This window comes from Streptomyces sp. NPDC020747 (assembly GCF_044334695.1).
Taxonomy (GTDB): domain Bacteria; phylum Actinomycetota; class Actinomycetes; order Streptomycetales; family Streptomycetaceae; genus Streptomyces.
In genome coordinates, this window is sequence record NZ_JBIRTJ010000012.1 from 149,192 (window position 1) to 168,755 (window position 19,564).

Annotated in this window: 18 protein-coding genes; 10 read left to right on the forward strand and 8 right to left on the reverse strand. The window is 71.4% G+C overall.

Annotated elements, in window-relative coordinates; all coding sequences use genetic code 11:
- The first annotated feature begins 11 nt into the window (after positions 1–11).
- On the forward strand, positions 12–842 hold the full coding sequence (locus tag ACH4YP_RS29490) for a FadR/GntR family transcriptional regulator (RefSeq protein ID WP_398493568.1): 831 nt from the start codon (positions 12–14) through the stop codon (positions 840–842).
- Between the two features lie 13 nt (positions 843–855).
- On the opposite strand, the gene ACH4YP_RS29495 is transcribed toward ACH4YP_RS29490, so the two are convergent.
- Together ACH4YP_RS29495 and ACH4YP_RS29500 are read right to left on the reverse strand one after the other, a co-directional pair.
- Positions 856–2,163, reverse strand: coding sequence for an amidohydrolase family protein (locus ACH4YP_RS29495; protein ID WP_398493570.1), 1,308 nt, complete (start codon positions 2,161–2,163; stop codon positions 856–858).
- Complete coding sequence (locus tag ACH4YP_RS29500) at positions 2,103–3,260, reverse strand: CoA transferase (RefSeq protein ID WP_361061063.1); 1,158 nt, start codon at positions 3,258–3,260, stop codon at positions 2,103–2,105. The genes ACH4YP_RS29495 and ACH4YP_RS29500 overlap by 61 nt, the downstream gene beginning before the upstream one ends.
- Before the next feature lie 118 nt (positions 3,261–3,378).
- On the opposite strand from ACH4YP_RS29500, the gene ACH4YP_RS29505 reads away from it, so the two are divergent.
- The 6 genes from ACH4YP_RS29505 to ACH4YP_RS29530 all read left to right on the forward strand — a co-directional run bounded on the left by ACH4YP_RS29505 (position 3,379) and on the right by ACH4YP_RS29530 (position 9,330).
- Entirely contained in the window at positions 3,379–4,347 is a 969-nt protein-coding gene (locus tag ACH4YP_RS29505) for an enoyl-CoA hydratase/isomerase family protein (RefSeq protein ID WP_398493572.1), read from the forward strand.
- Positions 4,348–4,460: 113 nt separating this feature from the next.
- Positions 4,461–5,126, forward strand: coding sequence for a TetR/AcrR family transcriptional regulator (locus tag ACH4YP_RS29510; RefSeq protein WP_398493573.1), 666 nt, complete (start codon positions 4,461–4,463; stop codon positions 5,124–5,126).
- A 93-nt stretch (positions 5,127–5,219) separates the two neighbouring features.
- Positions 5,220–6,065, forward strand: a complete 846-nt coding sequence (locus ACH4YP_RS29515) for an SDR family oxidoreductase (RefSeq protein ID WP_361061057.1) — start codon at positions 5,220–5,222, stop codon at positions 6,063–6,065.
- 15 nt (positions 6,066–6,080) lie between these two features.
- A complete protein-coding gene (locus ACH4YP_RS29520; RefSeq protein WP_361061055.1) occupies positions 6,081–6,857 on the forward strand; it encodes an SDR family oxidoreductase in 777 nt (258 codons plus the stop codon).
- 204 nt (positions 6,858–7,061) lie between these two features.
- Positions 7,062–8,558 carry an aldehyde dehydrogenase family protein gene (locus ACH4YP_RS29525; RefSeq protein WP_398493576.1) on the forward strand — a complete coding sequence of 499 codons (1,497 nt, stop codon included), beginning with the start codon at positions 7,062–7,064 and terminating at the stop codon, positions 8,556–8,558.
- Positions 8,559–8,574: 16 nt separating this feature from the next.
- Positions 8,575–9,330 (forward strand): carboxymuconolactone decarboxylase family protein, encoded by a 756-nt coding sequence (locus tag ACH4YP_RS29530; protein ID WP_398493577.1) that lies wholly within the window; start codon positions 8,575–8,577, stop codon positions 9,328–9,330.
- A gap of 115 nt (positions 9,331–9,445) precedes the next feature.
- On the opposite strand, the gene ACH4YP_RS29535 is transcribed toward ACH4YP_RS29530, so the two are convergent.
- Positions 9,446–10,282, reverse strand: a complete 837-nt coding sequence (locus ACH4YP_RS29535; protein ID WP_398493579.1) for a mycofactocin-coupled SDR family oxidoreductase — start codon at positions 10,280–10,282, stop codon at positions 9,446–9,448.
- Between the two features lie 171 nt (positions 10,283–10,453).
- Between ACH4YP_RS29535 and ACH4YP_RS29540 the strand changes: the two genes are divergently transcribed.
- On the forward strand, positions 10,454–11,053 hold the full coding sequence (locus ACH4YP_RS29540) for a helix-turn-helix domain-containing protein (protein WP_361061048.1): 600 nt from the start codon (positions 10,454–10,456) through the stop codon (positions 11,051–11,053).
- 13 nt (positions 11,054–11,066) lie between these two features.
- Here ACH4YP_RS29540 and ACH4YP_RS29545 read toward each other — a convergent pair whose 3' ends face one another.
- The 4 genes from ACH4YP_RS29545 to ACH4YP_RS29560 form a co-directional block, all read right to left on the reverse strand.
- Complete coding sequence (locus ACH4YP_RS29545) at positions 11,067–12,023, reverse strand: LLM class F420-dependent oxidoreductase (protein WP_361061046.1); 957 nt, start codon at positions 12,021–12,023, stop codon at positions 11,067–11,069.
- A gap of 75 nt (positions 12,024–12,098) precedes the next feature.
- Positions 12,099–13,586 (reverse strand): FadD3 family acyl-CoA ligase, encoded by a 1,488-nt coding sequence (locus tag ACH4YP_RS29550; RefSeq protein WP_361061044.1) that lies wholly within the window; start codon positions 13,584–13,586, stop codon positions 12,099–12,101.
- Positions 13,583–14,764, reverse strand: coding sequence for an amidohydrolase family protein (locus tag ACH4YP_RS29555; protein ID WP_361061042.1), 1,182 nt, complete (start codon positions 14,762–14,764; stop codon positions 13,583–13,585). Before ACH4YP_RS29555 ends, ACH4YP_RS29550 begins: the two co-directional genes overlap by 4 nt.
- 60 nt (positions 14,765–14,824) lie before the next feature.
- Complete coding sequence (locus ACH4YP_RS29560; RefSeq protein ID WP_398493582.1) at positions 14,825–16,378, reverse strand: AMP-binding protein; 1,554 nt, start codon at positions 16,376–16,378, stop codon at positions 14,825–14,827.
- A 237-nt stretch (positions 16,379–16,615) separates the two neighbouring features.
- On the opposite strand from ACH4YP_RS29560, the gene ACH4YP_RS29565 reads away from it, so the two are divergent.
- Together ACH4YP_RS29565 and ACH4YP_RS29570 are read left to right on the forward strand one after the other, a co-directional pair.
- Complete coding sequence (locus tag ACH4YP_RS29565) at positions 16,616–17,659, forward strand: dihydrodipicolinate reductase (protein ID WP_398493584.1); 1,044 nt, start codon at positions 16,616–16,618, stop codon at positions 17,657–17,659.
- A 155-nt stretch (positions 17,660–17,814) separates the two neighbouring features.
- Positions 17,815–18,726, forward strand: coding sequence for an LLM class F420-dependent oxidoreductase (locus ACH4YP_RS29570; RefSeq protein WP_398493586.1), 912 nt, complete (start codon positions 17,815–17,817; stop codon positions 18,724–18,726).
- A 110-nt stretch (positions 18,727–18,836) separates the two neighbouring features.
- Here the strand turns inward: ACH4YP_RS29570 and ACH4YP_RS29575 are convergent, their stop codons facing one another.
- Positions 18,837–19,415, reverse strand: coding sequence for a TetR/AcrR family transcriptional regulator (locus ACH4YP_RS29575; RefSeq protein WP_398493588.1), 579 nt, complete (start codon positions 19,413–19,415; stop codon positions 18,837–18,839).
- Positions 19,416–19,564 lie beyond the last annotated feature (149 nt).

Genomic DNA, 19,564 nt, shown 5'->3' on the forward strand with positions numbered 1-19,564 from the left:
GGACGGACCGGATGGAGAGCATTCCCGTGGCCCCCGAGAACAGCGCAACTCCCGTCGCCGGGCCGCGTTTCACCGCGCTCAGCGTCCCGAAGGCGGCGGACGTGCTGGCGGCCGACATACGGGAACGCATCCTCTCCGGGGAGCTCGCCGAGGGCTCGGCGCTGCCTCCGGAGCGGGAGTTGGTGGAGCGGACGGGGCTGAGTCGCGCCACGGTTCGCGAGGCGCTGCGCATCCTTCAGGTGGAGAAGCTGCTGCGGATCAGACCGGGCCGGGGCGGCGGCGCGTTCGTGCACCGCCCGGACCACGAATCCCTCGCCGGTGCCGTCGAGTTGGTGATCCGGGGCCAGCGCATCCGGCTCGACGCACTGCACGAGACACGCGAGGCCGTCGAACCCGCCTGCGCCGCACTCGCCGCCGCCCGCCGTACCGAGGAGGACCTGTCCCGACTCGACGCGGCCCACCAGGAGTTGGTGGAGGCCGGTGACGCCGGAGACGTACCGCGGTTCCTGCGCGGCAACGTCCGGTGGCACACGGCCGTGGCCCGCGCGTCGGGCAACGAGCTGCTGATCGGCTTCATGAGCGCCCTGGCCAGTTCGATCTACTCGGCCACGGACATCGAGCACTTCCTGGACGGCGACATCCGCCAGGTCACCGCCCGGGCCCACGCGCGGGTCACCAAGGCGATCCGGGAGCGGGACGAGGCGGGGGCCAGGCGCCGCATGGAGCGCCACGTGTGCGCCTTCGCACGCGCGGCGGCACGGGTGGACCGGCGGGAACGGCTCGACCTCGATGAACTCGACGGTCCCGATGGCCCCGATGGCCCCGATGGCCCCGATGGCTGAAGCGTCTGACGCGTCAGACCGCCCGGCCGCCCACGAACGCCGCCCGTACGCAATCCGCGGACAGCCCTTCGAGCGCCTCCCGCAGGGGTACGTGGAGCAGGCACAGATCCGCCGCGGCGCCCGGCGCCACCGTGCGCGGCAGGCCGCCCGGGGCGAGCGCGTCACCCAGGAAGAGACCGAGCGCGGCACGCGGGGTCAGGCCTTCGGGCCCCTGCCGCCCGGCGGCGGCGCGCATCACCTCCCAGGGGTCCGCCGTCCCGTACGGGGCATCCGTGCCGGCGGCCACGGGGATCCCGGCCGCGGCGAGCGTGCCGCAGCGGTACAGGTGAGGCCGGTCGTCGGGGGCCACGTCCGTCTCGTACGCGGCAGCCCGCTCCACCGGAAAGTGCGGCTGGGTGACCACGGTGACGCCGAGCCGCCGCAGCCAGTCCAGGGCTTCGGCGGGGATCACGGCACCGTGCTCGACGCGGTCGCCGGGGACGCTGCCCGCCTCGTCGAGGGCGAGCAGGGTCACGAAGAGCTGGACGCGGGTGACGCAGTGGACGGCGACGGGGCGGGGCCGGGCCCGCATCACGCTCGCCGCCAGGTCGTCGGGGGTGGGCAGCGTGAGGTCGTCCAGGCGGATCTTCACGGGGGCGGCGCGGTCCAGGCCCAGGACGGTGAGGCGTTGGGGCAGGGACCGCAGGAGTGCGCGCAGGCCGGCGGCGGGGTGGGGGTCGGCGTTGGTGAACCCGGTGACGCCACGGGCGGCGGCCCGGCGCCCGACTCCTTTCAGATCCAGGGGAGTCGGCGGAAGCCGGGCGCGCAGGAGCTCGTCCGACCGCCAGAACCTGCCGTCCCCCGTGTCGTCAAGGCCCGCGGCGCGCAACGCGGTCCCGTTCCACACCCACAGCTCGCCGCTGCGGTGCTGCACCCGCACCGGCCGGTCGGCGACGAGAGCGTCGAGTACCGCACGGTCCAGGGTGCCCGCGACGCTCTCGTGATAGCCGACGGCCCGCACCCACTCCCCCGGTGCCCCGGCCCCGAGCGCCTTCGCCAGCCCCTCGGGACCCGGCACGTCCATCGGCCCGACCCGCACCGAAGCCGACTCGGCGGCCAGTGCGGCAAGATGCACATGGTGATCGTGCAGCCCCGGCAGCAGCGCCCCGCCCCGCCCGTCGATCCCCGTACGCCCGTCGAGCCGCCCGCCCACCTCCACCACACGCCCGGCCGCCACCCGTACGTCGACCCGGCCCCGAGCCTCGACCTCCACATCCCTGATCAGCACGGGCAGTCGCCGCCCGGGCCCGTCGAGCCGCCCGGCACCGGAGAGTTCAGGCACCGCCCGGCCTCGGCGAGTTCCGCCGCGCACGCCGCCATGGCGACGTCCACGAGGTGCCCGCCCCCGTCCCGCAGCGAGCGGACGGCGGCTCGGGCCGCGTAGAGCCCGGTGACGGGGTCGGCGAGAGCGTCGCCGAGGAACGCGGGGTCCGTACCGCCGCCGGACGGCCGTGCCACGAGCCCGCCCGCCACCGCCGCGTCGTCGCCGAAGGCGATCCGGTCGTCGTCGCGCCCGTATCCGGTGATGCTCACCCACACCCGGCCGGGCCTCGCGGCGAGGAACCGTCGCGCGTCGAGTCCGGCACGGCGCAGGGCGCGCGGCCGGGACGCCTCGATCACGACGTCGGCCTCGGCCACCGCGGCACGCATGGCGTCGGGGTCGGCGAAGTCAAGGACGACAGCGCGGTGGCCGTGGTGCAGGTGCCGGTAGAAGGCGGGGTTGCCGCGACGCGTGCCGTCGGGCCGTGTCGTGCTCTCCACCTTCAGCACCTCGGCGCCCGCGAGGCCGAGCAGGCGCGCGCACAACGGGCCTGCCCACAGCGCCGAGAAGTCCACGACGCGCACGCCGTCGGGCGTCCGCGCCTCACCCGCGGGCCCGACCAGTGCGCGGTGGACGGGCGCACGGCGGTGCCGCTCGGACGCGAGGACCGCGGCGGCCACGCCCAGGAGTTGGGCATGCCGGACGGTCTCCGCCGCCGGACGCGCGGCGACCGCGTCCGTCAACTCCCGCGCACCGCCGAGCAGGTTGAGCAGTGCGGGCAGGCACGCGTGGTCGTCGGGTCGTGCCAGGTTGACGGCCACCCAGCCGTCGGCGGCCCGCAGCAACCGGCAGGAACCACCGGCCGACGTGCGCCCCGGCGGCGCGAAACCCGCGAGCCGGGCCCGCAGGAACAGCTCGGTGTCGAGGTCGACCGGAACTCCGGTGAGCGCGGCGAGTTCACGGGCGACACCGACAAGGGGCCGCAGCGGACCGTCCAGGAGCCGCGCCCCGGCGCCGGCCCAGCCGGGGCGATCGCCTCCTTCCCCGGGTACGTCGAGCCCGGCAACGCCAGCCCCGGGTGCGTCAGCCCCAGGTACGCGAAGAGCAGCGTTCTCCAATCCTGCAACCACCCTTCTGCGAAGTCGTTCGACAAATTACACTCGCGCCGACGCGAACGGGAGACCCTGGCGGAGGACCGTTCGGTGGATCTGAACGGCGAACGGAGCACCGGCCCGCATGGGGACCCCCTGTGAACTCGTCGACCTCGACCTCGACCACGCCCGCTACCGCGTCCACGACCGTTCGGCGAGGGACACCCTCTTCGACGCGCGGCCTTCCGTCGTCATCGGCTGCGCCGCACGACCCGTCGACGTCTCGGCGGATGCGTACGACGTGCTCCTGACCGGCTCACCGGACGCGCCGCGCCCCTGGGTGTCCTGCGCCGACCACCGTAAGACCGCATCCCGCCTGTGTGAGCTGGTGGAGGCGCGCGCCGACGCGGCGCTCGCGCTGGTCCAGGTCCTGCGCCTGGGGCGGCACCTGAGCGTGCCGGAGCGCCTCGTCGCCGAGTCGCTCGCCTACTCCGTGCTGCAAGGCGGCGCGGTGTTCCGGCAGTGGCTCGCGACCGCGCCGCGCGGCACCGCCCGGCCCGCCGCGCGACCGGTGCGCCTGGACCGCGACGGCGACCGGCTGACCGTCACGCTCGACCGCCCCTGGGTGCGCAACGCCGTCGACGCGGCGACCAGGGACGCCCTGTGCGAGGCCCTGGCGGTCGCCGACGCCGACCCCTCGGTGAGCTGGGTCGACCTGCGGGGCAACGGTCCCGCCTTCTGCAGCGGTGGAGACCTCACCGAGTTCGGCACCTCGCGCGACCCCGCCCGCGCCCACCGGATCCGCGTCGAGCGCAGCCCGGCCGCCCTGTTGGCGCGCTGCGCGGACCGGGTCACCGCCCATCTGCACGGCGCGTGCGTGGGCGCGGGCATCGAACTCGCGTCGTTCGCCGGCCGGGTCGTGGCCGCCCCGGACACCCGTATCCAGCTGCCCGAGGTCGCCATGGGGCTGATCCCGGGCGCCGGCGGCACGGCCGGGCTCCCGCGCCGGATCGGTCGCCACAGGACCGCCTATCTCGCCCTGTCGGGCACGGTGTTGACGGCGCGCGAGGCCCGGGCGTGGGGATTGGTGGACGAGGTCATCTCGCGCGTTTAAGGCAGTTGACTTCCCGTTGCGGCCATGCTTCGATTCCCGCTGAGCGGAAATATAATTCTCTTTAATGCGCAACGCTCCTCTGCGTAACTTGCCTCTTCGAGGGGTGGTGTGTCGTGACGTCGTCGTCCGTCAAGGAACAGATCGCCCTGGCCGCGGAGCGGCTGTTCGCCGAGCGCGGGCTCGACGGGGCGTCCCTGCGACAGATCAGCGCGGCGGCCGGGAACGGCAACAACACCGCGGTGCAGTATCACTTCGGCTCGAAGGAACGTCTGGTCCAGGCGATCTTCGAGTACCGGCTTCGGGATCTCAACGCACGGCGTGACGCACTGGTCGCCGAGCTGTGCCCGAACGACCTCAGGTCCTGGGTGGAGTGTCATCTCGTGCCGGCGCTCGAACAGAGCGAGCGGGAGGACAGCCGCTATCTGAGTTTCGTGGCGAAGCTGCAGCAGCACGGCCGCCGGGACGTTCTGGCTCTCCTCTCCCCCGAGCTCCTTGCGCCCACCCAGCGCTTCCGTGACCGGGTGGGCGCGCTGCTCCCTGATGTTCCCGAGCCACTGCGGGCGCACCGGATCGCCCAGGCGACGGCCTTCAGCGTGCACATGGGGGCGGAGCGGGAGCAGAACCGCGCCCGCGACGAGCGGGTGCTGCCGTACGCCGTCCACGTGGGCGATCTCCTCGACGGCGTCGTCGGCTTCCTCGCCGCCCCGGTGTCCGCGGCGACGCTGGCCGCACTCGACACGCCGCTGCCGTACGAACCCGCCCTGCCACTCCATCCGTAGTCACGGGACTTCCCCGGTTCTGGCGGGTCCCGCCAGGTCACCTACCTCCCAAGTCTCCCCAAGGACACGTCCCTTCCAAGGATTGGTCGTTCGATGAGCGTGGATCTGCACGATGCCGTCGCCGTGGTCACCGGCGCGGGCAGCGGGATCGGACGGGCCGCCGCGCACGCCTTCGCGCGGCGCGGCACGCGGGTGGTGGTCACCGATCTCGACGCCGAGCGAGCGAGCGCCGTGGCCGGCGAACTCGGCGGCCCGGCTGTCGCCGCCCCTTGCGACGTCACCCGGGTCGAGGATCTCCAGGCTGTCCGGGATCTGGCCCTCGACCGGTTCGGACGCGTCGACCTGGTGATGAACAACGTGGGGATCCTGGCCGTCGGTCCCGTCGAGGACATCCCGCTCGACGCCTGGCAGCGCGTGATCGACGTGAATCTGCTGGGCGTGGTGCGCAGCAACCTGGTGTTCCTGCCGCTGCTCCTGGAACAGGGCTCGGGGCACGTGGTCAACACCGCGTCCACGGCGGGCCTGTTGCCCTACGGCTTCGACCGGCTGCCGTACACGGCGACGAAGCACGCGATCGTCGGCCTGTCCGAGGCACTCGCCCTCTATCTGCGACCGCGCGGTGTCGGGGTCACATGTCTGTGCCCGGCCGGGGTCGCCACGAACATCGTCGAGCAGATCGCCTTCTACGGGGAGCCCGCGCCGCCGCAAGGGCCGGCGTTCCCCGTCGTGGACGCCGAGTCGGTGGGCGAGCTGGTCGCCGACGGCGTCAGCGAGGACCGGTTCCTGCTGCTCACCGCGCCCGAGGCCGCCGACGAACTCCGCGCTCTGGGCGCGGACGTCGACCTGTATCTGTCCCAGTTTCCGTCCCGCCATCCGAACCGGCATCCATCCCGACAGCCGTCCCGGCATCCCTCCCGACCGACGCAGGACCCGCACTAAAGAAGGTAGGTCCCCATGAGCAAACCCCTCGACCGTATGCGTCTCGACGGCAAGGTGGCCGTCGTCACCGGTGGCGCCGGAGCCATCGGCCAGGTCTACGCCCGGGCCCTCGCCGAGGCCGGGGCGCGGGTCGTGCTCGGCGACCTCGACGCCGAGGGCGCCGACCGGGCCGCCAAGTCCCTTGCCGCCGACGGGCTGGACGCGGTGGGTGTGCCGGTCGACATCACGGATCGTGACTCGGCCGCCGCCATGGCCGCGCGGGCCCGCGAGGCGTTCGGCGGGATCGACATCCTGGTCAACAACGCGGCGCTGATGGCGGACATCCCACAGGGGGATCTCCTCGACCTGCCGGTCGAGTGGTTCGACCGGGTCATGCGGGTCAACGTGTTCGGCGCGATCGTCTGCGCGAGCGCGGTGAAGGCGTCGATGGTGGAGCGCGGCGGCGGACGGATCATCAACCAGGTCTCGGCCGGGGCGTTCATGGGCGGCGGCGTCTACGGGGCGAGCAAGCTGGCGCTGGTCAACGTGACGGTGGGGCTTGCCCGTTCGCTGGGCCCGCTGGGCATCAACGTCAACGCGATCGCGCCGGGCCTCGTCGAGAACGAGCCCGGTTTCAAGAGCCTGCCCGCCGAGCATCCCGCGCGCGCCGCGCTCGGCTCCGCGATCCCCGGCAAGAAGCAGGCGCCCGCCGAGGACCTGCTCGGCACGCTGCTCCTGCTGGCCTCGCCCGCCGGTGAATGGATCAACGGCCAGACGATCAGCGTCGACGGCGGCTGGGTCACCCGGCTCTGACAGCACTCCCGCGCCGTGCCCGAACCATCGCGGCGCCACGCCCGAACCGCCGGCCCGGCACGGCACGGTCCGGCACAGCGAGCGGCTCCCCGGCCCGCCGAGCACGCGAGGTGTTCGTCGTCCCGAGGCACGCCCCCGCCGAGTGCCCGACGCTCCCCCGCGCACCCGCCCCAAGAACCCGTACGAGACGAAGGCGGCTCCGACATGACCACGACCTCGACCTCGACTCCCTCGCCCACGACCGCCGAACTCGGCGTCACCGGCCCCCTCATCGACGGCACCTGGCGCGACAAGACCTCCGTCGGCGCGGTGGACCACGTCAACCCCGCGACGGGCCAGGTCAACGGCTCCGTACTGCTGAGCGGCCCGCAGGAGGTCGACGAGGCCGTGGCCGCCGCGCGGGCCGCGTACCCCGAGTGGCGGGCGATGTCCCCGGCGCTGCGCCGGCGCATCCTCCAGCGGATCGAGGAGCTGATGCTCCAGCACGTCCCGGACCTCGGCCGGCTCACCACCCTGGAGGTCGGCGCGCCGCTGACGCTGTCGTCGGCGCTCGCCCATCTGTGCGCCGGCTGGTTCGGCTACTACGCGGGCTGGGCCGACAAGATCGAGGGCCTGTCGAGCCCGTCGAACCCGGTCATGGTGCCGGGCCTCGGCTACACCGTCCCCGAGCCGTACGGCGTGGTCGGCATCATCCTCACCTGGAACGGTCCCGTCATGTCGACCGGCATGAAGATCGCCCCGGCGCTCGCGGCGGGCAACTGTGTGGTGGTCAAGTCGCCCGACCTGGCACCGTTCGCCGTGGCGCGGTTCGGCGAGATCGCCCTGGAGGCGGGGCTGCCGCCCGGCGTCATGCACATCCTGCCGGGTGGCGCGGAGGCCGGTGATCACCTGGTGCGACACCCGGACGTCGACATGATCTCGTTCACCGGCGGCATTCCGACCGCGCAGAAGATCCTCGACGCGGCACGCCACACCCTCAAGCCGGTCCTGCTGGAACTCGGTGGCAAGACCGCGAGCGTGGTGTTCCCCGACGCCGACCTCGACGCGGCCGTCACCGACACGGTCCGCTCGTGCATGACCCTCGCCGGCCAGGGCTGCAACCTCAGTACGCGCCTGCTGGTCCACCGGGACGTCTACGACGAGGTCGTGCGGGCCACCGCGACCGCCGCCGCCGCGGTGACCGTCGGCGACCCCTTCGCCCAGACGACGACGCTCGGCCCGGTGATCGGCCCGGCGGCCAGGGACCGGATCCTCGGGGTGATCGACCAGGCGGCGGACAGCGGCAGGATCGTCGCCGGCGGCCACGCCGTCGCCCCGAGCAGCCTGCCGGCGCAGGTCAAGGGCGGCTACTTCGTCGAGCCGACCGTCCTGGCCGACGTGGATCCGGGCAGCGAGGTGGCCCGGCACGAGGTGTTCGGACCGGTGCTCTGCGTCATCCCCTTCGACTCCGAGGACGAGGCGGTGGAGCTCGCGAACTCCACGCCGTACGGACTCGGAGCGGTGCTCTACACGCGGGACGTGCAGCGGGTGCAGCGTCTGGTTCCCCGGTTCCAGGCGGGCACGGTGCATGTCAACGGGGCGTCCGGGCAGCCGGCGAGCGCGCCGTTCGGCGGCTACAAGCAGAGCGGGCACGGCCGCGAGGGCGGCAAGGAGGGCCTGTACGAGTTCCTGCAGACCAAGAACGTCTTCATCCGCGCGTGACCGTCAGGAGCCGACGATGACCAGTTTCCCCGAAGTCATGGCCACCACCGAGGGCGAACTCCCGTCGCCGGACACCCCGTTCGGCCGCGCCGCCCGCGACTTCCTCTACGGCGACGTGTGGGCGCGTCCGGGGCTGAGCCGGCGCGACCGCCGCTGGGTCACCCTGACCTGTGTGGCCGCCGCCGACTCTCCCGAGCCGATCGAGCAGCACGTGTACGCGGCGCTCGCGAGCGGTGACATCGCTCTGGAGGAGATGCTGGAGTTCGTGCTGCACTTCGCGGTCTACTGCGGCTGGCCCAAGGCATCGCACGTCGAGGGCGCCATCGCCCGCCAGTGGGACCGCATCCACCGGGAGCGCGGCGAAGAGACCCCGCCCTGGCCGGAGTTGACGAACGACGCGCTCGACCCGCAGGACCACGAGAAACGCCTTGAGCGCGGCACGCGCGAGTTCACCGACGTCAACCTCACCCCGGCCCCGCCGCCGAACTCGCCGTACCGGCAGGCGGGCATCCTGAGCTTCGTCTTCGGGCACGTCTGGCAGCGCCCCGGCCTCGGCCGCCGCGAACGCCGGATCATCACGGTGGCGAGCGTCGCCCTCGACGACTCCCCCGTCCCGCTGCGTACGCACGTCACGTCGGCGCTGCACTCCGGCGACCTCACCAAGGACGAGATGGACGAGATCGTGCTCCAGTTCGCGGCCTACTACGGCTTCGCGAAGGGTGACGCGCTCGCGGGCGCGGTGGAAGCGGCCTGGGCTGCCAGGCCCGAATGACCGTATGCCGCCCCGCTGTTGGCGACTGTTGGGGCGGCCCGACCGATACGAGTGCGGGGCCGACAGTCATGTCGGCCCCGCATTCGTGCGTCGCGTCCGTGCGTAGTGGCGGTGGTTACTTGAGCATGGCCCCCGCGTCGATGGTGTGTGTGGTGCCCGTGACGAAGCGGCCCTCGTCCGAGGCGAGATAGAGGATGGCGTTGCTGATGTCGCGCGGCTCGACCCAGGGCGTGGGCAGGAGGTGCATGCCCTGGGACACGGCGGCGAAGTCGTCGATGGTGGGGTTCTCCAGGTCCGGGCGGAACATCTTGAACGTCCTGTCGTGCATGACCATGGGAGTGTTGACCTGGGTCGGGTGGACCGAGTTGACGCGGATGTTGTGCTCGCCGAGCTCCCAGGCCAGCGTGCGCATGAGGCCCACGACGCCGTGCTTGGCGGCGATGTAGTGCCCGATGTTGGCGTGCCCCCGCAGACCGCCGACGGAGCTGGTCAGGACGATCGAGCCGCCCCTGCCGCCCGCGATGATGTGCGGGATGGCGACCTTGGCGGTCAGCCAGACGCCGGTGAGGTTGACGTCGATCATGTCGCGCCAGGTCTTCTCGTCCATCAGGTGCATCCGCTTGCCGTCGCTGCCAAGCCCCGCGTTGGCACAGACGATGTCCAGACGTCCGAACCGTTCCACGCCCTCGGTCACGGCGGCGTCGAGCGCCTGGAGGTCGCGTACGTCGGCCTGCACGGCGTGGATGCGCCGGCCCAGCTTCTGCACCTGCTCGACCGTCTCCTCCAGGTCCTCCGGTGTCGACATCGCGAACGTGACGCCGTCGAGCTGCTTGCACACGTCGACGGCGATGATGTCGGCGCCCTCCTCGGCGAGCCGCACGGCGTGGCTGCGGCCCTGACCGCGCGCCGCTCCCGTGATGAACGCCACTTTGCCTTCTACTCGTCCGGGCATGAGGTACCTCGTTCCTGGTGAAGGTGGTGCACGGTGTTGAGACGCGGAATCAAGAGAGGAATCAAGAGAGGAAGGCGCGTCGGTCGCGCCACGTGCTGAACGAGTGTTCAACCAAGGTGCTGAACGACTGTTTAACACCCGCGCTTCGCGATCGTCAAGCACAATGACCGCATGACTGCCGCACCTCGCCGGATGGGTACCGAGAACTCCAAGACGCGCCTGTTGCTGCTCGACATCGCGGAGCGGCTGATGCTGGAGGAGGGGTACGCGGCCGTCGGCGTACGGCGGGTGGCGCGTGAGGCCGAGGTGGCCCCGGCGCTGGTCCTGTACTACTTCCGCGCGCTCGACGACCTGTTTCTCGCCGTGCTGCGGCGGCGCGCGGAGCAGGAGTTGGAGCGCGTGGTCCGCGCCCTCGACGGCCCTCAGCCGCTGCGCACGCTGTGGAGGCTCAACAGCCATCCCGGCAACGCGCTCACCACGGAGTTCACCGCGCTGGCCAATCACCGCAAGTCGATCCGCGCCGAACTCGCCGCCCACGCGGAGCGCTACCGGGAGGCCCAGGTCGAGGCCCTCACCCGCAGGCTCGCGGAGACGGGCGTGGAACTGCCGCCCGGGATGTCCCCGGCGGTGCTGCAGATGCTCACCAACGCGCTCGGCAGGACCCTCACGATGGAGACCACGATGGGCATGTCGACCCGGCACGCGGAGACCCACGCCTTCGTGGAGAGCCTTATCAGCCGCTACGAGCAGGAGAGTTCGCCCACGGAATGAGGCGGGCCCGCGCTCACCGCAGGTCCGCGGCGATGGCGGCCACCGTCTCACGGGTCCTGCGCTTCGACGCGACCAGTTCGTCGCGGCCCTCTCCGATGGGCAGCAGCCGTACGGACAGGTCGGTCACGCCCGCGTCGGCGAACCGCTGGAAGCGGGCCCTGATCGCCGTCTCGTCGCCTGCCGCGCACAGATCGCCGACGTCGCGCGCGTCCCCGTACTCCAGCAGGCGCTGGTAGTTGGGCGAGATCTCGGCCTCGCCGAGGATACGGTTGGCGCGCTCGCGCGCGGTGTCGACCTCGGAGGGGCGGCACAGGCAGACGGGGATACCGGCGACGATCCGCGGCGCCGGGCGCCCGGCGTCCTGTGCGGCCTTGGTGATGCGCGGCACCACGTGGTCGGCGACGGAACGTTCGTCGGCCATCCACAGCACGGTCCCGTCGGCCCGCTCCCCCGCTATGCGCAGCATGACGGGGCCGAGCGCGGCCACCAGGACGGGCAGCGGTGCGACCGGTGCGAGGCCGAGCGGATTGTGGACCGTGAAGGTGTCGTTCTCGACGTCCACCGAACTCGTCCCGCCGACGGCCGGGTTGAGGACGTCGAGATAGTCACGGGTGTACGCGGCCGGCTTCTCGTAGGGCAGGCCGAGCATGTCCTTCACGATCCAGTGGTGCGAGGCGCCGACGCCGAGCGCGAGGCGCCCCTGGGCGGCGGCGTGCACGGACAGGGCCTGACGGGCCAGGGCGACGGGGTGCTGGGCGTGGACCGGCACGACGGCCGTGCCCAGCTCGATGCGCGAGGTCACCGATCCCATGAGGGCGATGGCGGTCAGCGCGTCGAAGTCGGTGGGCACCTGTGGCACCCACACCGTGTCGAAGCCGGCCTCCTCGGCCCACCGCGCGTCGTCGAGCATGCGGGCGGCCTTGCGCGCGGTGTCGCCCCGCTCGGGGCCGGACATCACTCCGATACGCATGATTTGTTTCAGTCCTCACGGTCGGCGGTCACGGTTTGCGGGGCAGGCCGGACCGGGTGCGAACGGCGGCTTTCGTCATGGGAGTCGAGGCTCCTGCTCGTGCGTCGGTGTGCCCTGGGTCAGCTGGTCCTTGAGGACCTTGCCGGTGGCTCCCAGTGGCAGCGCGTCGCGGAACTCGATGTGTCGGGGCACCTTGAACCCGGCCATCCGCTCCCGGCTCCAGTCGATGAGGTCGTCGGCGGTCACCGGTTCGCGTGTCACCACGAAGGCCTTGCCGACCTGGCCCATCCGGTCGTCGGGCACGCCGATGACGGCGGCCTGGGCCACCGCGGGATGTTCGAGCAGGAAGCCCTCGATCTCGGCGGGGTAGGCGTTGAAGCCGCCGACGATGAACATGTCCTTCTTGCGTCCGACGATCCGCAGCCGGCCCTCCTCGTCGAGCTCGCCCAGATCGCCGGTGTGCAGCCAGCCGTCGGGGTCGATGGCCTCGGCGGTGGCCGCGGGGTCGTCGAGGTAGCCGCGCATCACCGCGTAGCCGCGCACCAGTACCTCGCCGTCGTCGGCGATGCGCACCTCGATGCCTTCGCACGGCCGGCCCACCGTCGTGGCGACGGCCTCGTACGGGTCGCCCGGCCGGGACGCGGACACGGTGCCCGCTTCGGTGAGGCCGTAGCCCGTCATCAGGTGGCGGAAGGGGAGTTCGGTGGTGACACGGCGCACGAGCTCGACGGGGATGTCGGCGGAGCCGGTGACCGCGACGCGCAGCGAGGACAGGTCGCGTCCCGGCGGGGCCTGGAGCAGCGAGTGGTAGAGGGTGGGCGGCCCGGGCAGGACCGTCACGCGCTCGCGTTCGACCAGGTCGAGCACCACGTCCGTGTCGAACACGGGGACCGGCAGCATCGTGGCGCCGCGCAGGAACGAGGCCACGAGGCCCGCCTTGTAGCCGAAGATGTGAAAGTACGGGTTGACCATGAGGTAGCGGTCGCCCTGCCGCAGCCCGGCCAGCTCGCACCACTCGTCGTACAGGCGCAGTGTCTGCCCGTGGGTGGTCATGACGCCTTTGGGGCGGCCCGTGGTGCCCGAGGTGAAGACGATGTCGGCGATGTCGTCCTCGTCCACCTCGCGTTCGAACGCGCTGCCCGAGGCGAGGAATCCGGACGTCACGTCGATCACCGGGACGCCCTCGGGTCCGGTGAACTCCCGGTCCAGGAAGCCGTTCTGGACCAGTACCGCCTTGGCTCCGCTGCGGCGCACGATGTCGTGCGCCTCGGCGTCCTTGAACCGGGTGTTCACCGGTACGAGGACGCCCCCGGCGGCCGTGAGACCGAAGGCCGCGACGATCCACGCGGCCGAGTTGGGCGCCCACAGCGCCACCCGGTCGCCCTTGCGGATGCCGAGTTCGCCTGCGTAGGCACCCGCGGCGACCCGGATCCGCTCGGCGAGTTCACGGAACGTGAGGCGCAGCTCACCGTCGACGACGGCCTCCGCGTCGCCGAACCGGTCGGCGGCGCTGAGTGCCATCTCGGGGATGCTGCGCCACTTCAGAGTGCCGGCGGCACTCATGGGGCCATCAGGCGGGCCAGGTTGCCACCCATCACCTTCGCCTTGTCGGTGTCGTCGAGCTTGCCGAGGACGTCCACGTACGTGACAGGGTCAGCAAGACCCTCCGGGTGCGGGTAGTCGGAGCCGAACAGGACGCGTTCGATGCCGATGAGGTCGCCGAGGGCGGCCATGTCCTCCTCCCAGAACGGGCTGATGTGGATGTGCCGCTTGAAGACCTCGACCGGGTTCTCCTGGAACTCGTGCGGCATCTTCTTGTACACATCGCGAAGACGGCTCAGCACCGGCTCCACCCAGGAGGCGCCCTGCTCGATCACCGCGACCTTCAGCTCGGGGAAGCGGGAGAGCATGCCGTGGCAGATCATCGAGGCCACGGCGTCCTCGATGGGGCGCCATTCGGCGATCTGCCGGAACGCGTTGGGCTTGAAGGGCAGGAACTCGCGGGTGCCGCCCTCCCAGTCGTTGGCGTAGTTGGAGTAGCCGCTGTCGGAGGAGTGGAAGGTGACGAGCACCCCGAGCTCCTGCACGCGCTTCCAGAACGGGTCGAACTCGGGCAGCGCGAAGGAGCGGGTGACACCGCCCGGGCCCGGCACGGGCGCGGGGCGGACGAGGATCGCGCGGGCGCCGCGCTCCACCACCCAGTTCAGCTCCTCGATCGCCTTGTCCACGTACGGCAGGGTGATCACGGGCACTGTAAAGATGCGGTCCTTGTAGACGAAGCCCCAGGTTTCGTGGAGCCACTCGTTGAGCGCGTGGATGACCGCGTGGATCAGCTCCGGGTCGTCCTTCATCCGCTCCTCGATGAGGCTCGCGAGCGTGGGGAACATCAGGGAGCGCTGGATGCCGAGGTCGTCGAGGAGCTGCAGCCGCGGCCCCGGTTCACGGAAGGCCGGGATGGAACGCATCGGTTCACCGAAGATCTCCCGGCGGGTCTTGCCGTCGGGGTTGCCGAACCTGAAGTACTCCTCCATCGCTCCCGGCCGGGCGACGACGTCGAAGGTCGGGTTCGGGATGTACTCGCTGATCTGGCCGCGGATCGCGATCTTCGTGCGGCCGCGGACATCGACGTACTCGATCGCCCCGTCGTACTGCTTGGGGAGGTACCTGGTCAGCGCCTCCCGGGTCTCGTAGAGGTGGTTGTCCGCGTCGAAGAGCGGATAGGGCAGGGTGCGGGAAGACATGGAATCCTCCTTAGCGACTTTTGAGAATAGTATTCTCACCGAGAGATCAAGGCAATGTCCCTACGGGGCAATGTCCCTACGGAGAACGAACTTCTTGACCTTGCCGCTGGCGGTGCGCGGGAACTCGTCGACCGTGTGCACCTCCTCGGGCCACTTCTGGCGGGCCATCCCGGCGTTCTCGAAGTGCGCGCGCAACTCCGCCAGATCCGGGGCCTGTCGGCCGGGCAGCATGCGCAGCACCGCCGCCGCGTGCTCACCCAGCCGGGCGTCGGGGGCGGCGACCACGGCGGCCTCGGCCACTCCGGGCATGCCGAGCAGCACCTCCTCGACCTCCAGGGCGCCGATGTTCTCGCCGCCGCGGATGATGACGTCGGACTTCCGGTCGGTGATCGACAGGAAGCCGTCCGCGTCGAGGACGCCGATGTCACCGGTCCGGTACCAGCCGTCGGCGTCGAAACACGACTTGGTCAGTTCGGGATCGGTGTAGCCGAGGCAGAGGTCGGGTCCGCGGGTGAGGATCTCGCCGTCCTCGTCGAGCCGCAGCTCCACACCGTCGAGCGGTGCGCCGTCCGTGTGCAGCCGAAGGCGGGCGGGGCCGTCGTGCGGGGCCCAGGTGACGGAGGGGTGCTCGGTCGAGCCGTAGGAGCGGAACGCTGTGATCCCGAGGCCCTCCAGACGGGTCGTCACGGCGGACGGGACGGTGGAGCCGCCGAGCCCCGCGTACTTGAGTCTGGCCACATGCTCCGGGGTGCAGTCCGGGTGGTCGAGCAGGCTCGTCATGTAGTAGGTCGCTCCCCCGCCCACGACCAGGTTCTCGCGTGCCATGAGGTCCAGCGCCTGCGCCGGGTCCCATACGTCGCCGAGGTTGACGGGCGAGCCGTCGAGCACCGGTATCAGGAACGCGTTGATCATCCCGATGAAGTGGCCGACCGGGGCCACGGTGAACTGCCTGCCTCGGTCCGGCGGGTAGGCCGCCGACAGCTGGCGCGTCTCGCACACCAGGGTCTGGTGGCTGTGCACCACGCCCTTCGGGTCGCGGGTGGTCCCGGAGGTGAAGGCGATCAGGGCGGGCGCCGCCGGGTCGACGGGCAGGGTGCCGGCCATCGGTTCGTCGGCGAGCAGCTCGTCGAAGTCGCGCCCGACGACCCCCACGATCGGTACGTCGGCGCTGAGTTCGGGCCTGAACTCCTGGTGGCCGAAGCGTTCGGCGGCGAAGAAGGCGCTCGGCCGGGTGGAGCGCAGTATGTAGCCGACCTCCTTGGGCCCGTAGAAGTGCACGATGGGCACGACGACCGCACCGAGGAGCGCCGAGGCCCAGAACACGGCCGCCGCCTCCATCCAGTTGGGCAGCTGGAACGCGATGGTGTCGCCGGGCCCGACGCCGCGCTCACGCAGCCCGGCCGCGAGCCGGCGGGCCGTTCGCTCCACGTCACCGAAGGTGCCGGACCAGGGGCGTACCCGCGAGTGCACACGGAACTCGGCGTCGGGGCAAGCCCGCAGACGCTCCGTCAGGAGTTCTCCGAGGGTCTCGCGGGTCCACAGCCCCGTCGCCTCATAACGCTGGGCCAGCTCCGGCGGGATCGTCCTGAGCGCGGTGACCGGGATCGTCGGCATGGGAAGAACCAACCTCCTCGTGAGATGCTCACCAATGCATGAGAATTGAACTCTCTCAGACTGAGAAGGCGAGATCCATACATCGCGCACGACGTGATCGGGCTCGCCGGCGCGACGGCAGCGGCGGACAGCGGCGGACAGCAGGATGACACCGGCCGGGACGGCGGTCCTGGTCCGCTCAGCGCGACAGAGCCTGCGATATTAACATTCTCTCTCTACGAGAGTACTGTTTCCGGCATGACGGAGCCGAGCCGCACGTATCGCGTCGTCCAGTGGGCGACCGGCAACATCGGGAGTCGTACGCTGCGCGGGACCGCCGAGCATCCCTGGCTCGATCTGGTCGGCGTCCTCGTGCACAGCGCGGCGAAGGCGGGCCTGGACGCGGGTGAGTTGGGCGGCTGTGCGCCGCTCGGCGTCCGCGCCACGACCGAACTCGACGACGTCCTCGCCCTGAAGCCGGACTGCGTGCTGTACGCGCCGCTCGAACTCGACGCGGACGCCGTGTGCGCACTCTTGGCCGCCGGGATCAACGTCGTCTCCACGCGCACCGACTTCCACCACCCTGCCGCCATGGACCAGGCCCTGCGCAGCCGTGTCGAGGCGGCCTGCGACGAGGGCGGCAGCAGCATCCACAGCACCGGCAGCAGCCCCGGCTTCGTGACGGAGGCCCTGCCGCTCGTGCTCGCGTCCATGCAGCGGCGCCTCGAAGGGATACTGGTCGACGAGTTCGCCGATCTGTCGCAGCGTCCGTCGCCGGAGCTTCTCTTCGAGGTGATGGGCTTCGGCAGCCGGCAGGAGGAGTTCGACGAGCCGCGGCTGGCCAACTTGCGGGCGAGCTTCGCGCCGTCGCTGCGCGTGGTCGCCGACGCGCTGGGGCTGCCCGTCGAACGTTGCGAGACACACGGCGAGTTCGCGTACGCGCGCTCCCGGACCACGATCGCCGCCGGGGTGCTCGACGCGGGGACGGTCGCCGCTCAACGCGTCACGGTCGCCTGGACCCGCGCGGGCCGGCCTGTCCTGCGGTTCCGGGCGACCTGGTACTGCACCGAGGACCTGGACCGCGACTGGGAACTGCGCGACAACGGATGGCGGTTGACCGTCGACGGCGACGCCCCGCTCGAAGTGTCCATCCGCTTCCCGATAGCTCCCGAGAACCGGGCTGCCACCTACCCCTCGTACACCGCCAACCGCGCGGTCAACGCGGTGCCCTGGGTCTGCGCGGCTCCGGCCGGGATCCTGACGACGGCGGACCTGCCGCACCTGGTGTCACCCTTCGCCTGAGCGCGCGGGCCACCGGCTGCGGGCCGCGGGCCGCCCGTACGGGGCGGGGAGACCCCACCCGTGCGTCGAGCCGCTCGTGTGGGTAAGCCCCCGACGGACCCGCCAACGGGTCGGCACAGGCGGCAGATCCGCACAGAACCGGAGGATGTGTGACGATGCGATTCCTGTTCCACTACCCGGAGGCGCACGGGCCGGACGCCGACCTGCTGGATGCCGGCCGGCTGACCGAAGTCGCCCGCGCCGCCGAGGAGTTCGGCTTCTCCGGCCTCTCCTTCAGTGAGCATCCGGCGCCCGGGGCGCGCTGGCTGACGCACGGCGGCCACCAGACCCTGGACCCGTTCGTCGCGCTTGGTCACGCCGCCGCCGTGACCACCCGGCTGCGGCTTCTCACGTATCTGGCCGTCGCCCCGTACCGCAACCCTCTGCTGCTCGCCAAGCAGGCGGCCACCCTCGACCGCCTCTCCGGCGGGCGGCTGATCCTGGGGCTCGGGGCCGGGTACCTCAAGGGCGAATACCACGCTCTGGGCGTCGACTTCGAGGAGCGCAACGTCCTGTTCGACGAGGTCCTGGACGTGCTGCCGCTGCACTGGAGCGGTGAGCCGTTCAGTTACGAGGGCCGGCACTTCAGCGCCCGTGACGTGGTCGCTCTGCCGCGTCCCGCGCAGCGGCCGATCCCGATCTGGATCGGTGGCAACTCACGTCTGAGCCGACGCCGGGCCGCGCAGCGGGCGCAGGGGTGGATGCCGATGTCGGGCGGCGCGGAACTCAGCGCCACCGCACGGACCCCCGCACTCGGCCCGCTGCCCGAACTCGCCCGATCCATCGGCGAGTTGAGGGAAGCTGCAGCGACGGCGGGACGCGATGACGCTGTCGTCGACGTGCTGTACTCCTACTCCTCCCACGAGGACGGACTGACGGATCCGACCGTCGACGCGGACCGCCACCGGGAGGCGTTCGCCGGGCTGGAGAAGGCCGGGGTGACGTGGACGGTCGTGTCGTGTCCGCACCGGTCGGAGACCGCGACCCTGGAATTCCTGGAGTCGTTCGGCACGAGGTACGCACGCTGAGCGGAGCCCAGGCGCAGGTCCGGGAGCGGTTCGTCCGGGCCGGGCGTCGGCCGGCTCACCAGGCGGCTGCCCGGTGAGCCGGCTCCTGCGCGGGCCGCGAGGAATCCGGATCACGGGAGGGGGCGTTCGTCACCCGCGTCGAGGAAGTCGGTCACGAGCCGACGGGCGTACGCGGCGTCGAGTCCGGCCGGGCGGAAGAGGATGCGGTACATCATGGGGGCGACCACGCGGTCCATCGCCGTCTCGACGTCGGGAGTGTCCTCCTCGCGGCCGATCGCGCGGGCGAGCATGACGCCGACCTGTTCGGCCGCGTAGGCCGAGCACTGACCCGCGTTGCTGCCGTCCGGGTCGCCGAGCAGGGCGTCACGGATGTAGGCGCGGCCGGAGGGGGACGACATCTCGTCGAGGAACTGTTCGGCCCAGGCCGTCAGGTCGGACAGCAGGTCGCCGTGGTTCTCCGGCTCGGTGTCGGGCCGCAGGCGCTCCACCGCGACGTCCGACAGCAGCTCCTGAAGGTCACCCCAGCGGCGGTAGATCGTCGAGGGGGTGACTCCGGCGCGCTGGGCGACCAGCGGGACGGTCACCGCGTCGCGGCCCCGCTCCGACAGGATTTCGCGGACAGCGGTATGCACCGAAGCCTGGACCCGTGCACTGCGCCCGCCGGGGCGCACCATCGGCTTACGACTCATGACTCCACCTTAAAGCACGGTTTTTGCGTTTAGGAGGAGCATGTCGGCCAGGGAGGACAGGCACACGGAGGCGTCGGGACCCCCATAAAAGCTAACAGTTTGCTTTAACCCGGCCAGCGGGCCTACGGTCGAGCTAAAGCGAATATGTT

Bases quoted from the DNA above. Each gene is read 5' to 3' on its own strand.
- ACH4YP_RS29550 (WP_361061044.1), bottom strand. From the start codon at position 13,586: ATGAGTGCCGCCGGCACTCTGAAGTGGCGCAGCATCCCCGAGATGGCA.
- ACH4YP_RS29565 (WP_398493584.1), top strand. From the start codon at position 16,616: ATGACGGAGCCGAGCCGCACGTATCGCGTCGTCCAGTGGGCGACCGGC.
- ACH4YP_RS29520 (WP_361061055.1), top strand. From the start codon at position 6,081: ATGAGCAAACCCCTCGACCGTATGCGTCTCGACGGCAAGGTGGCCGTC.
- ACH4YP_RS29535 (WP_398493579.1), bottom strand. From the start codon at position 10,282: ATGCCCGGACGAGTAGAAGGCAAAGTGGCGTTCATCACGGGAGCGGCG.
- ACH4YP_RS29505 (WP_398493572.1), top strand. From the start codon at position 3,379: ATGGGGACCCCCTGTGAACTCGTCGACCTCGACCTCGACCACGCCCGC.
- ACH4YP_RS29570 (WP_398493586.1), top strand. From the start codon at position 17,815: ATGCGATTCCTGTTCCACTACCCGGAGGCGCACGGGCCGGACGCCGAC.
- ACH4YP_RS29540 (WP_361061048.1), top strand. From the start codon at position 10,454: ATGACTGCCGCACCTCGCCGGATGGGTACCGAGAACTCCAAGACGCGC.
- ACH4YP_RS29525 (WP_398493576.1), top strand. From the start codon at position 7,062: ATGACCACGACCTCGACCTCGACTCCCTCGCCCACGACCGCCGAACTC.
- ACH4YP_RS29575 (WP_398493588.1), bottom strand. From the start codon at position 19,415: ATGAGTCGTAAGCCGATGGTGCGCCCCGGCGGGCGCAGTGCACGGGTC.
- ACH4YP_RS29555 (WP_361061042.1), bottom strand. From the start codon at position 14,764: ATGTCTTCCCGCACCCTGCCCTATCCGCTCTTCGACGCGGACAACCAC.
- ACH4YP_RS29490 (WP_398493568.1), top strand. From the start codon at position 12: ATGGAGAGCATTCCCGTGGCCCCCGAGAACAGCGCAACTCCCGTCGCC.
- ACH4YP_RS29545 (WP_361061046.1), bottom strand. From the start codon at position 12,023: ATGCGTATCGGAGTGATGTCCGGCCCCGAGCGGGGCGACACCGCGCGC.
- ACH4YP_RS29560 (WP_398493582.1), bottom strand. From the start codon at position 16,378: ATGCCGACGATCCCGGTCACCGCGCTCAGGACGATCCCGCCGGAGCTG.
- ACH4YP_RS29530 (WP_398493577.1), top strand. From the start codon at position 8,575: ATGACCAGTTTCCCCGAAGTCATGGCCACCACCGAGGGCGAACTCCCG.
- ACH4YP_RS29515 (WP_361061057.1), top strand. From the start codon at position 5,220: ATGAGCGTGGATCTGCACGATGCCGTCGCCGTGGTCACCGGCGCGGGC.